This is a genomic window from Flavobacterium sp. MMS24-S5 (assembly GCF_050320125.1).
Classification (GTDB): Bacteria; Bacteroidota; Bacteroidia; order Flavobacteriales; family Flavobacteriaceae; genus Flavobacterium; species Flavobacterium tyrosinilyticum.
The window spans coordinates 2,404,191-2,418,982 of record NZ_CP190016.1 but is presented as its reverse complement, the minus strand read 5'-3'; the positions used below and the strand labels follow the sequence as shown (position 1 = coordinate 2,418,982).

Genomic DNA, 14,792 nt, shown 5'->3' with positions numbered 1-14,792 from the left:
TGTCTTTTGTCGGAATTTTATACAAAAAACGTCCTAATTTTACTAGTAATTAGGACGTTTCAAAAGTTATAGAATACTTAAGACAATGTTTCTATTTGTTTTTTAAGAAATGATTTAACAAAAATGAAGTCGAACTGTCGTGATTTTTAACAGTCTTAGAATTGATCTCGTCTAAGATTGAGTTTGCTAATTGCTTGCCTAATTCAACTCCCCATTGATCAAAACTAAAGATGTTCCAGATCACACCTTGAACAAATATTTTGTGCTCATATAATGCGATTAAAGATCCTAAGCTTTTTGGGGTAAGTTTCTGAATTAAAATTGTATTAGTTGGTTTGTTTCCTGTAAAAACTTTAAATGGTAACAAATATGATGCTTTTTCAGCTGCAAGTCCTTGTTTGTCAAATTCTGCTTGAACTTGAGCTGGAGTTTTACCATTCATTAAAGCTTCTGTTTGAGCAAAGAAATTAGACATCAATTTATCGTGGTGATCTTCATTGCCATAAAGAGGTTTTACAAATCCGATAAAGTCTGTTGGAATTCTTTTTGTTCCTTGGTGAATTAATTGGAAAAAAGCGTGTTGAGAGTTTGTTCCTGGCTCTCCCCAAATAATTGTTCCGGTTTGGTAATTAACAGGTTTGCCATCACGACCAACACTTTTTCCGTTGCTTTCCATAAAAGCTTGCTGTAAATAAGGAGCAAGTTTATGTAAATATTGTGTGTATGGAATCAAAGCTTCGCTTTCAGCACCATAAAAATTATTGTACCAAACGCTTAATAAAGCCAAAATAACTGGAATGTTTTCGTCGAATTCTGCCGATTTGAAATGCTCGTCCATTTCATTTGCTCCAACTAACAATTGATTGTAATTGTCAAAACCAATTGCCAAAGCAATGCTCAATCCAACAGCGCTCCAAAGAGAAAATCTTCCTCCAACCCAGTCCCACATTGGGAAAACGTTGTCCGGATTAATTCCGAATTCTGTTACATTTTTAATGTTTGTAGAAACCGCTGCAAAGTGTTTCGCAATATCTTCCTGAGTAGCCGATTTCAAAAACCATTCCTTAATAGTTTCTGAATTCGAAAGCGTTTCCTGAGTAGTAAAAGTTTTAGAAACAATCACGAAAAGTGTCGTTTCAGGATTTAGTTTTTTGATAACTTCATTTACGTGGTCGCCGTCAACATTTGAAACGAAATGTGTGTTTAGGTGATTTTTATAAAATTGTAAAGCTTCAACCGCCATAACTGGACCAAGGTCTGAACCTCCAATACCAATATTTACAACATCGGTAAAAGCTTTTCCTGTATATCCTTTTCTTTGTCCAGAGATTACTTCTTCTGTAAAGTTTTTGATTTTATTTTTTACTTCGTAAACTTCTGGAATTACATTTTCTCCATCAACCTTAATGACTGCCGATTCTGGAGCACGTAATGCCGTATGTAAAACAGCGCGATTTTCTGTCTGATTGATTAATTCTCCTCCAAAATATTGTGCGATTGCATCTTTCAGTCCGATCGAGTTTGCCAATTCTAATAAAAGAGAAACAGTTTCCTGACTAATATTGTTCTTTGAGTAATCTACTAAAAAATCATTCCATTGTAAATTGAATTTTTCAGCACGGGCACTATCTTGTTGAAACAATTCTTGTATTGTGGTTTCGTGAATTGCGTTATAGTGGTTTTGTAGATTTTTCCACGCTTCAGTCCCAGTTGGGTTTGTTGTGTTTAAAGCCATTTTATCTATAATTGAGTTTGTTTTCTGAAACACAAAAATACTGAAATAACTTTTAAAAGGGGAACGGTTTGCGATTATATAACAATTAGTTACGAAAACGTTTTATGAATTATCACTTTTGATTTTTAGAAATTATAATGATTGCTCCATCGTTTTCCTTTTCATTATAAATTATACGGCTGCTGTTTTTGTTTATAAATTCTAAAGTAATAATGTCCAGTTTTTTAAATGGCAAGAAGATGGTGTCTTGTTTTTTGTTGTATTTAAATGGAATTCCGTTTATTACAATCAAAGGCGATTCTCCAATTAAATCTTTTTCGAAGGCAGTGCTAACTAGTTGCTGTACAAAATATATGCTTTCTTCTTTTTCATTTAAAATAAAAACTTTTGGATTGGAGCATCCTACGGCTAATAATGATAAAAATATCAGAAAGGATTTTTGCATGAATAAATAAGAGTTTAAGAGATATTTTTTACCAGAATTTCCACCAAGGCTTTTTATTAATTTCTATAATTTTCTTCGAGACATCAACATCTATTCTTTTTGGAGATTCGGTTTTAATTTTAGAATCGTCAAAAAATAATTTTCCGCTTTCGTCCATTCCGAGAGGAGATTTTGTTCTTTCTTTCCATTCTTCGGTTTGCAATTCTAAAACGAAAGGTAAATCGATTTTTTCGCGAAAGCGTTTTTGAGCTTTTTCTATAATTTCTTCCTCTAAGTTTGAAGATGAATTTTTAAAAAGCGAAATTGAATTGTCTGGAATATTCAAAAGAAAAATTTGAGTTTTATCGCCAATTTTCTGAATATCCAAAACTTTAAAATAAGAAATAGAATCTAATAGAAAATGTCCAATTTTTGCTGAATCAGGATTAAATTTTGATAAATCTTTTGCATGCGAACTGGCAATCAAATATCTAAGATTGCTCGAAAGTCCTCCGCCAATCGAACTCATATCAGTAAAACCTTTTTCTTGAATAATCTGTCCGACTTTATAATTTAAAATTATATTTTCAGGAAGATTTGTGTCTCTGTAAAATAATTTTAAACCAGAAAAAGTTTCATGATACATGGCTTTAAGGCGTTCATTTTTCATGGCTTTAAATCAAAAAGATTATAAAATGGGTTATTACAAATTCCCAATACTATCCAATTCTCTTTTTAAAGGCTCAATCTGTTTCATGAAACGAGTTCTGTCGTTTCCTGTCAAAGATTCTCCAGTTGGAAGATTCAGTCTAAGAGCATCTACTTGTATTCCATTTTTCCAAAAACGGTAACAAACGTGATGACCAGAAGCTAGACCTGTACTTCCTACCAAACCAATTGTCTGACCTTGAGTAACGCGCTGTCCGCGGCGAACCAAGATTTTAGACATATGTAAATATTGGGTAGAATAGGTTCCGTTGTGTTTTACTTTTACAAAGTTTCCGTTTCCTGCAGTATATCCTGTAGCTTCAACAACACCAGAAGCAGTTGTAGAAATTGGCGTTCCTGTTGGAGCGGCGTAATCTGTTCCTTTATGCGCTTTCCAAGTGTGCTGTACCGGATGATATCTATTCATAGTGAATCTTGAAGTGATTCGGCTGAATTTAATTGGAGTTTTTAAGAAGAAGTTTTTAAGTGTTTTTCCTTCATCATCATAATATTCAACTTTACCAGAAGTGGTGTCTCTTGCAAAAGGGAAGGCATAAATTATTTTGCCTTTATATTCAAAAAATGCAGCCTCAAGATCTTCAACGCCATCATATGTTTTTCCGTTGATAAAACGTTCTGTGAAAATTAATCCGTAGCGATCTCCTTTTTTAAGTTTAAAAAAGTCAATAGACCAAGAAAATACTTTTGTGATTCTGCTGGCCAAAGCTGTTTCAACACTTTCGTTTCCTAAAGTTTCTGATAATGAACTTTTAAGAACGCCACCAATCATTTTTCTTTTTAAAGAAACAGGTTTTACTTTTTTGTATGCTTTTGCAATGCTATCTCTTAAGTCAATAACATAATAACTTAAGGCGTCTGGCTGATAAACAAAAACTTGAAGATTATTCGTTTTGTTTTTAGAACGAAGTAAAGTAAAGGGTTTGCCATAACGAATGCTTCTGACATTGAACGAATCTTTTACCTGTTCTACAATATCATGTACTTTTTTATCTCCAATATTTTGACTTTGGAGTATGGAGCCAAAAGAATCTCCTTTTGAAATAGTATCATTAACAACATTAAAGTCTGCGTAATTAAAACCGAATTCTATTTTTTTGGTTGCTGGTTTAGTAATTTTTGTTTCTACTTTTTCTTCTGCTTTTTTACATGAAAAAATAGAAAACAAGACAATTAAAATTACGACTGCTTTTTTCAAACTTTTAATATTTTTTTGTGGTGAAATTAAACTTCGGTTTCATTTCCCCAATTGGACAATTCTTCTTCGGTTCACAATTTAGGAAAAAAGATGCGTCTTTGGTATTTTGGGTGCATATATTTTTGCCAATCACTTCCTCCAGTAGCTTCTCCGTTACCTTTTCCGCTCTCCAAAATGTATTTTCTAGCCGTATTAAGGTGCTGCATTACCCAAGTAATGTTTACCGTTTTGTCATAATGGCGCATTGCTGCAATTAGTTCTGTATTTTGTTGGTCTTCAATAGGTAATTGGATGAATTTTTGCCAAAGGTTTTTAGTTTTAAAAGAAGCCATTTGTCTTAAAAACTGCTCTTTGTACTTTTTCTCAAACTCATTTAGCAAATATGATTTTTCGCCAGTATGATAATCTTTTCCGGCAGCTTGCCAATAAAGATGTTCAAAGCTAGTTTCTAAATCGGTATTTTCGTCAAAGTTTGCTTTGTATCTGCGGTCTGTCAAATTGATCACATCAGTAGAAGCAAATTCGATCATTCTATATTGAGCGCTTTGGAATCCGCTGGCAGGAGTAAGCGTATTTCTAAATTTCATGTATTGATCTACTTCCATACCATTTTCCATAATACTGAAAGAGTTGGTAAGCATGTCAAAATATCTTGTGATTCTTGATAGTCTTTCGCTAAAAAAATCAACTTGAATATTTTCTGTTTCGGCAATCTGATCAATCTCCCACAGAATCATTTTAAAAATCAATTCGTTTACCTGATGGTACATTATAAATACCATTTCGTCAGGAAGTGTGGTGCGTTGAATTTGCAGATTTAAAAGGGCATCGGTCTGAATATAATCCCAATATGTGATAGGTTTAGCCCAAAGCAATCCTTCTAATTGAACATCAGTTTTTTGATTTATGGCTTGAAATTTAAGATCAATTTCTTTTAAAAGTGCTTCAGAATTATCTGTAGGGTTCATTATTTTTTTACTTTAAGTGGACTTTTTAATCCTTTATAATCATCAAGATCTGCCTTAAGCGATCCGACGGCCAAATCTGCTTTAATTCTTATGGGAACTTTGTTTACATCATCTGTTATCCAGAGTGTTAAGCTCTCTTTTTCTTTAAATACTCTACCTGTTTGTACCAATGGCTTAAAGACCATTGTAGAAACGGTTCCAAATTTAGTCGTAATATCTTGACGGCCTACAAATTTTAACTTAAATTTTGTGATTTCTTCATCAAAAAACATATCGATTGTAATGGCTTCGCCTGATTTAAGTTTATCGATATTGGGATGGTTTCTCAAAAAGTAAAAGGCCGAAACAATATCTTGCACATCTTCTGATACTAGAATCGTTTTTTCTGATTTTCTTTTATAGTCTTTTACTAAAACTCTATTTTCTGCTTGATTGAAAAAACCTTCTTGATTTTTGGTGTAGCCACCTTCGTCAATTTTTCTAACATAACGATAGGGTTTTCCTGTTTCTTTGTCGAAATAACTTTCGTATAAATCTTCTACTTTAAAGAAAAATTTAGACATTCCAGTTGTGTAACCCTTTCCAACAGAGTGATATACCTTTTTGTTGTTTATCGTGGCATCTTTAACTTCAAGTGTAGCATAGCCCGCATTTACAATTCCGTAATGTATTCTAAATTTGAAATATTCTCCAGTATCGAAGGCATCTTCTTTTTGAGGCGCAAATGAGAGTGTTGTTAGTGCTAATATAGTGAGGATGAGCTTTTTCATAGTACATTCTTTACATTTTATTATAAAGATAGACAAATGCAAATTCTATTCCAAATGTACCAAAACAAAAAAACTCAGTCAAAAATGACTGAGTTTTTATGCTATTAACTAACCAAAAAACTATAAATTATGAAATTTATATCAATTCGGAAGGAAACCACCCCTTCCTGATTTGCGGTGCAAAGATAGATAGAAAGTTCAAAAATAAAATAGCAAAAGTCAAGTTTAACATAACATTTGCAAAAAAAGCATCGTTTTTTGGCGAATTATGTGATTTTGTGCATAAAAATTAACATTTTATAGCGTTCCTCTCAATTCTTGCTCTCTTTCGATAGACTCAAAAAGGGCTTTAAAGTTACCTGCACCGAACCCTTTTGCACCCATTCTTTGAATAATTTCGAAGAAAAGCGTCGGTCTGTCTTGAACTGGCTTTGTAAAAATTTGTAAAAGGTAACCATCTTCGTCGGCATCGACCATGATTGCTAATTTTTCGATTTCGTTCAAATCCTCTTTCATCATGTCCATATGAACCCCCAATCTTTCAGGAATTGCTTCGTAATATGCGTGTGGCGGAGCTGATAAAAATTCAACACCACGTGCTCTAAGTTGTGAAACTGTTTTAATAATATCGTCTGTGGCAATGGCGATATGCTGAATTCCAGGTTCGCCGTAAAAATCTAAATATTCTTCGATCTGCGATTTTTTCTTTCCTTCTGCCGGTTCGTTGATTGGAAATTTAATTCTTCCGTTTCCATTAGACATTACTTTACTCATCAAAGCAGAATATTCTGTAGTAATTTGTTTGTCGTCAAAAGATAGGAAATTCACGAATCCCATAACTTCTTCGTAGAATTTTACCCAAGTATTCATTTCGTTCCAACCTACATTTCCAACCATGTGGTCGATGTATTTTAATCCAGTTGATTCTGGGTTAAAGTCAGATTTCCATTCTTTATAACCTGGCAAGAAAACACCATTATAATTTTTTCTTTCTACAAAAATGTGAACTGTCTCTCCGTAAGTATAAATTCCAGAACGAACCACTTGTCCAAATTCATCTTCTTCAACAGTTGGTTCCATAAAAGAACGCGCACCACGTTTCATGGTTTCTTCATACGATTTTGTAGCGTCTTCAACCCAAAGAGCAGCCACTTTTACACCGTCACCATGTTTTTTTAAATGCTCGTTTATTGGAGAATCAGCTGTTAAAGGCGTTGTCAAAACAATTCTGATTTTATCTTGTTTTAAAACATAAGACGCTCTATCTCTTACTCCAGTTTCTAATCCTGCGTAAGCCAAAGATTGATATCCAAATGCAGATTTATAATAATGTGCAGCTTGTTTGGCATTCCCCACATAAAATTCTACATAATCTGTTCCTAATAATGGAAGGAAATCTTGCGCTCCTTCAAATATTTTCTCTAATCCGTATTCTACTGATTTTACTTCTTTTGACATGATGTTTATTTGTTTAATCGGTTAATCGTTTAATTGATTTTTCCGAAATGTTGTGTTTAAAATTTGTTTTTTTACCGCAAAGGCACTAAGTAAATCGCAAGGTTCGCAAAGTTTTTTATAGCGATCTTTGCGTAAAATCCTTGCGAACTTTGCGGTTAGATCGAAAGTGAAATTTATTCAACCCAAGATTTATAGTACTGTCCATCATCAAGCCCCATAGCTTCTTCAGTAACCATTAATGGACGGAAAGTATCCACCATAACGGCTAATTCCTGAGTTTCTTTATGGCCAATACTTCGTTCCATTGCGCCTGGCGCTGGTCCATGCGGAATTCCTTTTGGGTGTAAAGTAATATGGCCTTGCTCAATATTATTACGGCTCATAAAATCGCCGTCTACATAATATAGAACTTCGTCAGAATCTATATTACTGTGATTGTATGGCGCCGGAATTGCTTTCGGATGATAATCGTAAAGTCTTGGGCAGAATGAACAAACGACAAAAGTTGCCGTTTCAAAAGTTTGATGTACTGGAGGTGGTTGGTGTACGCGTCCAGTTATAGGTTCAAAGTTATGAATTGAAAATCCGTATGGAAAATTGTAGCCGTCCCAGCCTACAACGTCAAACGGATGTGTGGCGTAAACCACTTCATGAATCATTCCTTCCTTTTTGATTTTAATTAAAAAATCGCCATTTTCGTCATGAGTTTCCAATTCGCTTGGCAAAATAAAATCACGCTCACAAAACGGAGAATGTTCTAGATGCTGTCCAGATTGGTTTTTATAACGTTTTGGAGTATAAAAAGGAGAATAAGATTCTACATAAAATAATCGGTTATCTTCTGTTTCGAAATCGATCTGATAAATAATACCGCGCGGAATAATTAAATAGTCGCCATATTCAAACGGAATATTTCCTAACATGGTTCTTAACTTTCCTTTTCCTCTATGAATGAAAAGCATTTCATCAGCATCGGCATTTTTATAAAAATAATTACGAAGCGATTCTTTCGGCGCAGCCAAACCAATAATGCAGTCTTTATTGACAAGCATTGCTTTTCGGCTGTCTAAAAAGTCGTTTTCAGGTTTCAATTCAAAACCTTTAAAAAGAAGCGATTTTATATTTTTTCCGATTGCAATTTTAGGTTCAACCGAATAAGAGTTTAAAATTTCTTTAACCTGAGTTGGTCTGTGTACGTGATAAGATAGCGACGAATGCCCGTGAAAACCTTCGGTTCCGAACAATTGTTCATAGTAAAAACCTCCGTTTGGTTTTTCAAATTGGGTGTGTCGCTTTTGCGGAAATTCTCCGAGTTTGTGATATAATGGCATGGCTTTTCAATTAGATAATTAGTAAATTAGATAATTCGAAAATTTGAATTGCAGAGTGAATAATTAGTCTAATTTTTTTCAATTGACTAACTATATCAATTCGATAGAAGCATTATTCTGGATTTCTCTTAATAAGAAATTGAAGATACTCTAATAAACCTGTCCAATTTGTTTTCATTATAACAAATGTCGTAATTTTTTCGGAGTAAAAATAAAAATTATATTATTTATAACTATAAAATAACTTAGTTTTTTTGATTTAATTTTTATGATGTAAAAAAATACACTGTTTTTATTGAAGTATTCTCGGTTATAATACTAAAATTGAAACCCGATACTAAACCACGTAAAGCTTTTTGACATTTCTGGAGACCAAGATTGTTTTACTTCTATAGGCCCAATGATGGTTTCTAAACCATAACCAATGGCATATCCTGTATACTTTGGCATAGAGACCCAATCTACAGAAGAAAAAATATCATCTCCTAAGTTGGCAAAATTTGCAGATACATTGATGTGGTTTTTTTTGAAGATTTCGTAATCAATATTAATATCAGTTTTAATGTAACTGTTGCCGGCAATGCTTAGAAAATCGTATCCGTAGAAATAATTGAAATTGTTTATTTTGTTGTAGCCATAACCACCAAATATAAAATCAAAAAACGGAACACTGTCGCTGCCAATATTAAAACCAGCATCGGCTCCAAATTTTATAGTTGCTTTTCTAAATAGCGGTCTAACAACTGATATTTCGGCTTTCGCAATCGAGAAAGGTTTAAATTGCTTTGTATAATCTGATGATGCCATATAGGTTTGCAGATCTGTAGAAAAATATAATCCAGAACTCGGGTAATATTTTTCATCTAGCGAATCGTACTTTAAATAGGCAAAAGCACTAAAATAATTGCTTTTTTCAATTATGTTATCTTCGTTGGTAAGTGTTGGGGAATTAATTTTTAGATACTTATATTCTAATCCACCGCCCATTAAAAATTTCTGGACAAAAATAGTCTGAAAATAAGCCTGATTGGTTATATCCATGAAGTCAACATTAATAAGGTTGAAATTTGGATTCTCTTTAAGAACACCACTCAAACTAGTTGTTACATTTCTATTAAATTGATTTAGTCTCGAACGGAAGCCAAAACTGATGTTAAAACCATTTTCGACATAATAATTAAAATCATATCTGAAATTATCACCCAAAATTATATCTAAAGAAGTAACGTCGTTTTTTAAAAAAGTTTTTTTATGAGTTAGGTTTAATAAAACTGCACTTTTGTAAAGACCATCATAATGAAGTCCAAGTTTTAGATACGTCTGAGTTGGATTTTCTCTTAAAACCAAATCCAAATCGTCCTTATCTCCATCTGGCTGAAGGCAATAGGAGATAGTGCTAAAGTTTTGTGTTGCATTTAAGTTGTTTATCCCAGCTTTAAGTCCATCATAAGTTATGGTGCTTCCTGGTTTAAAACGAAGTTTACCGCGAATATATTCTTTGGTGTAATTATCTAATTTATCAGTATTTATGTCTTGAATATGAAGTGTGTCTGTTTCAACTTTTAATTTTGGCTTTTTGTAAAAGTGATTTTCATCACTCAGAGTCTTGATTTTTTCATAAACTGCAAAAGCGGCTTCTTCTCCTTTTCTAATGATTTCTTCTCCTCGGTCAAACGAGATAACTCCAAAATCACGAATATCGGGTCTGATGTAAACATCTGTGTCCTTTATCTTGCTTTTCATTTTTTCGATGGATTGCAGATTTGTAATCTGAACCAAGATTCGTGTGGCGTTTTTCAGGTTTTTTCTTTTCAGCAAATCATCTTGAACATCTACGCCAATAATAATATCAGCGCCGAGATTGCGAACTTCTTGTATGGGATAATTATTGACTACGCCACCATCAACCAACAAATTTCCGTCAATTTCAACTGGTGTAAATAGGGAAGGGAAAGCCGAACTCGCCATCATGGCCTGAACCAGATTTCCTTTATTTAGCAAAACTTCTTCACCTGTTTCAATGTTAGTTCCAATACATAAAAAAGGAGTTGGCAGTTTGTTGAAATCGCGAACGTGACGTACATTTCTAGTTAAACTGCTTAATAAATTATAATTGTACATTCCTTTTGAAAGTGCTTCTGGAATGCCGACTCTGAAATTACTGAAAGGCAAGACAATCGCATATAACTCGTCATTCTTCTTGCCATAAAAATTCTTAGAAGAACGCGGAATATAATCGTTTATTAATTCGTCAAAATTGGTTTGTTTGAAAATAGAATCAATTTGAGAAGCATTGTAACCAGAAGCATAAAGTCCGCCAATTACAGAGCCCATACTGGTTCCGCCAATGTAGTCAATTTTGATTCCAGCTTCTTCCAAAACTTTCAAAACTCCAATATGTGCAAAACCTTTAGCGCCGCCGCCACTTAAAACTAATCCTATTTTGGGTCTTTTGACACTATCTTTTTTTGTTTCCTGCGAAAATGATTTTGACGAAAACAAAAAGGTCAGCAATAAAACAAATGAGAATGCGCACGAAGAAGCTCCTTTGAAACAAATTTTTGAAATGTACAGTTGGAATGAACGCATAAAAACTTTAATTGGTTTTGTAAAAGTCGACAATTTTTTTGGCTTTAGAAACACCTATAACGTCTGAAATTTCTTTTTCTGTAGCCAATTTTAATCTTTTAACACTTTTAAAATGCTGAATTAAAGCAAGCATAGTTTTTTCGCCAATTCCAGGAATGCTTTCAACAGAAGAATTAAGTGCCGATTTGCTTCGCTTGTCTCTGTGAAAAGTAATTCCAAATCGGTGCGCTTCGTTTCGTAACTGTTGAATCACTTTTAAGGTTTCTGATTTTTTGTCTAAATATAATGGAATCGAATCGCCTGGATAAAAAAGTTCTTCCAAACGTTTTGCAATTCCGATAATGGCAATTTTACCGCGCAAACCTAATTCATCAATACTTTTCAAAGCCGATGATAATTGTCCTTTTCCACCGTCAATGATTATTAGCTGAGGCAAAGGCTGATTTTCGTCTAATAATCTTTTGTAACGGCGATAAACAATTTCGGTCATCGAAGCAAAATCGTCGGGGCCTTCAACAGTTTTAACGTTAAAATGGCGATAATCTTTTTTGCTTGGTTTTCCGTCTTTAAAAACAACGCAGGCCGCAACAGGATTTGTTCCCTGAATGTTCGAGTTATCAAAACATTCTATATGTCTTGGTTCAACAGGAAGACGTAAATCTTTCTGCATCTGCGCCATAATTCTGTTCACATGACGATCTGGATCTACAATCTGTAATTGCTTTAATTGTTCGATTCGATAAAATTTAGCATTTCGAATTGACAAATCTAAAATCTGTTTTTTGTCTCCAAGCTGAGGAACAGTTATTTTAATGTTTTCGCCCAAATCCATTTCAAAAGGAACAATGATTTCTTTTGATAATAGCTGAAAACGCTCGCGAAGTTCTATAATCGCCAATTCTAATAATTCTTCATCACTTTCATCCAGCTTTTTCTTCATTTCTAAAGTGTGCGAACGAATAATTGAACCATGAGAAATCTGAAGGAAGTTGACATAAGCCGCACTTTCGTCAGAAATAATAGAGAAAACATCAATATTGGTAATCTTCGGATTGATAATAGTAGATCTGGATTGATAATTCTCTAAAACTTCAATCTTTTCTTTTATTTTTTGCGCTTCTTCAAACTGTAAATTCTGCGCATAAGTGTTCATCAGTTTCTTGAAATCCTTTAAACTTTCTTTAAAATTTCCTTTCAGGATTTCACGAATTGCATTGACTTGTCTTTGGTATTCTTCCAAAGGTTCCAAACCTTCGCAATGGCCTTTGCAATTGCCAATATGATATTCCAGACAAACTTTAAATTTTCCCGAATTAATATTAGATGCGCTCAAATCATAATTGCAAGTTCGTAGCGGATATAATTCTTTGATTAAATCTAAAATAGTATGTACTGTTTTGAAACTGGTGTAGGAACCAAAATATTCAGAGCCGTCCTTGACCATGTTTCGAGTTGAAAATATTCTCGAAAAAGGTTCTTTTTTGATACAAATCCACGGATACGTTTTGTCATCACGAAGCAAAACATTGTATCTCGGCTGAAGTGTTTTAATTAAATTGTTTTCTAATAAAAGCGCATCGGTTTCGGTTGGAACTACGATGTGTTTTATCGTTACGATTTTTTTTACCAGTACATTTGTCTTGGCAGTATCGTGAATTTTATTGAAATAAGAAGAAACCCTTTTTTTTAAATTTTTAGCTTTGCCGACATACAAGATTTTCCCGTCTTTATCATAATACTGATAGACGCCAGGATTGTCTGGTAAAGTTAAAATTTGAAGATCTAAGGCTGGTTTTTGCATTCTTTTTTATGTGTGAAGATACTCGAAAAGCTTTTTCAAAAACCATTCCGATTTCCAAATGAAGCTTAACATTGAATTAGTTTCAAATTTACAAAATCAAAAGAATAATTTCTATATTTAGATTTTATAATTCTACATGAAAAATAGTACTCCATTGGTTATTTTTGGCGAATCGATTTTGCCGGGAGAACACAGAACGATAAACGTCGAAATTGCTCGGCTTCATACTACAACAAAACTAAATATTCCTGTTATTGTTCGTCGTTCCAAGAACGAAGGTCCGACTGTTTTATTTTCTGCCGGAATACACGGAGACGAAATTAACGGTGTTGAAATTGTTCGTCAGATTATCAGTAAAAAAATCAACAGACCTGCACGCGGTACAATAATCTGCATTCCGGTGATTAATATGTATGGTTTTGTGAATAAATCTCGCGAGTTTCCAGACGGGCGCGACTTGAATCGTGTTTTTCCAGGAAGTAAAAAAGGTTCGCTTGCCAGCAGATTTGCCTATCATATTGTCGAAGAAATTTTACCAATTTTGGATTATGCAGTCGATTTTCATGCGGGAGGAGCAAGCCGATTTAACGCGCCACAAATTAGAATCACAGAAAACAATCCTGAACTTAAAGTTTTGGCCGATATTTTTAATGCGCCATTTACACTTTATTCTAAAAATATAAATGGTTCTTTTAGAAAAACCTCTGAAAGTGCCAATGTAAAAATGCTTCTTTTTGAAGGTGGAAAATCTTTAGATATCAATAATGAAATTGCAAATCAAGGTGTTTTAGGAACAAAACGTTTGCTCCATTATCTGGGAATGTTAGATTCTAAGCAAATTATGGAACCTGCCTTAACACCCTCAATTTACATTAAACAATCGGTTTGGCTTCGAGCAAAATGTTCGGGTTTGCTTCATGATTTTAACTTGATCGGAAAATTTGTAACCAAAGGCACTATCTTGGCTATTATTACAGATCCGTTTGGGAAGTTTGAACAAAAAATCAAAGCGCCGCACGATGGTTATGTAATCAATGCGAATCATTCGCCAATTGTTTATGAAGGCGATGCTATTTATCATTTATCTAAAACTCCAGACAATGCCGACGAGTAAAAAAGAACTTCGAATAGAATATAAAAATTTCCGTAAAGCACTTTCTTTTGATGAAGTAGAAGAGAAGAGCTTGGCAATTGCAAACCAATTGATTCAAATGCCAATTTGGGATAAAATTTATTATCATGTTTTTCTTCCGATTGAAGAGCATAAAGAAGTCAATACCGAATTTGTTCTACATTTGCTTTCTGGAAAAGACAAAGAAATCCTGATTTCTAAAAGTGATTTCGAAACCAGAAAAATGACTCATTTTCTTTTAACGGATAATACTAAAATCAAAAAGAACGAATACAACATTCCTGAACCTGTTGATGGAATTGAAGTTCCATCTTCTAAAGTTGAAGTTGTTTTTGTACCACTTTTAGCTTTTGATGTTTTTGGAAATAGAATTGGTTACGGAAAAGGTTTTTACGATAAATTCCTTGCCGAATGCAAACCCGAAACTTTAAAAATTGGACTTTCATTTTTTGAAGCCGTAAACCAGATTGATGATGTTTTTGAATCGGATATCAAGTTGGATTATTGCGTAACGCCAGAAAAGATTTATCAGTTTTAATTTAATTGCAAAAAAAATAATGCCACAGATTAAAGGATTATAAAAGATTAATCCATTTAATCATTTTGATCTGTGGCAAAAGAACACACATTTAATTTTTTATACCTCATTTTATTGTAGAG

The 14,792-nt window shown here is 33.6% G+C and carries 12 protein-coding genes; 2 read left to right on the top strand and 10 right to left on the bottom strand.

Annotated elements, in window-relative coordinates:
- Positions 1-91 precede the first annotated feature (91 nt).
- From pgi to uvrC, 10 genes are all read right to left on the bottom strand, one after another.
- Positions 92-1,735, bottom strand: a complete 1,644-nt coding sequence (gene pgi / locus ACPWTF_RS11245; protein ID WP_427875492.1) for a glucose-6-phosphate isomerase — start codon at positions 1,733-1,735, stop codon at positions 92-94.
- 112 nt (positions 1,736-1,847) lie between these two features.
- Entirely contained in the window at positions 1,848-2,180 is a 333-nt protein-coding gene (locus ACPWTF_RS11240) for a hypothetical protein (protein WP_427875491.1), read from the bottom strand.
- Positions 2,181-2,208: 28 nt separating this feature from the next.
- Positions 2,209-2,829, bottom strand: coding sequence for a hypothetical protein (locus ACPWTF_RS11235; protein WP_427875490.1), 621 nt, complete (start codon positions 2,827-2,829; stop codon positions 2,209-2,211).
- A 33-nt stretch (positions 2,830-2,862) separates the two neighbouring features.
- A complete protein-coding gene (locus ACPWTF_RS11230; protein WP_427875489.1) occupies positions 2,863-4,083 on the bottom strand; it encodes a peptidoglycan DD-metalloendopeptidase family protein in 1,221 nt (406 codons plus the stop codon).
- Positions 4,084-4,154: 71 nt separating this feature from the next.
- Entirely contained in the window at positions 4,155-5,051 is an 897-nt protein-coding gene (locus ACPWTF_RS11225) for a tryptophan 2,3-dioxygenase family protein (RefSeq protein ID WP_427875488.1), read from the bottom strand.
- Positions 5,051-5,821 (bottom strand): DUF3108 domain-containing protein, encoded by a 771-nt coding sequence (locus ACPWTF_RS11220; RefSeq protein ID WP_248728588.1) that lies wholly within the window; start codon positions 5,819-5,821, stop codon positions 5,051-5,053. Before ACPWTF_RS11220 ends, ACPWTF_RS11225 begins: the two co-directional genes overlap by 1 nt.
- 297 nt (positions 5,822-6,118) lie before the next feature.
- Entirely contained in the window at positions 6,119-7,279 is a 1,161-nt protein-coding gene (gene hppD, locus ACPWTF_RS11215) for a 4-hydroxyphenylpyruvate dioxygenase (RefSeq protein ID WP_427875487.1), read from the bottom strand.
- Positions 7,280-7,452: 173 nt separating this feature from the next.
- Entirely contained in the window at positions 7,453-8,610 is a 1,158-nt protein-coding gene (locus tag ACPWTF_RS11210) for a homogentisate 1,2-dioxygenase (protein ID WP_427875486.1), read from the bottom strand.
- 318 nt (positions 8,611-8,928) lie between these two features.
- Positions 8,929-11,199, bottom strand: a complete 2,271-nt coding sequence (locus ACPWTF_RS11205; RefSeq protein ID WP_427875485.1) for a patatin-like phospholipase family protein — start codon at positions 11,197-11,199, stop codon at positions 8,929-8,931.
- A gap of 7 nt (positions 11,200-11,206) precedes the next feature.
- On the bottom strand, positions 11,207-13,000 hold the full coding sequence (gene uvrC / locus ACPWTF_RS11200) for an excinuclease ABC subunit UvrC (protein ID WP_427875484.1): 1,794 nt from the start codon (positions 12,998-13,000) through the stop codon (positions 11,207-11,209).
- A 136-nt stretch (positions 13,001-13,136) separates the two neighbouring features.
- On the opposite strand from uvrC, the gene ACPWTF_RS11195 reads away from it, so the two are divergent.
- On the top strand, positions 13,137-14,114 hold the full coding sequence (locus ACPWTF_RS11195; protein WP_095928419.1) for a succinylglutamate desuccinylase/aspartoacylase family protein: 978 nt from the start codon (positions 13,137-13,139) through the stop codon (positions 14,112-14,114).
- Positions 14,101-14,670 carry a 5-formyltetrahydrofolate cyclo-ligase gene (locus ACPWTF_RS11190; RefSeq protein WP_427875483.1) on the top strand — a complete coding sequence of 190 codons (570 nt, stop codon included), beginning with the start codon at positions 14,101-14,103 and terminating at the stop codon, positions 14,668-14,670. Before ACPWTF_RS11195 ends, ACPWTF_RS11190 begins: the two co-directional genes overlap by 14 nt.
- Positions 14,671-14,792: the final 122 nt, after the last annotated feature.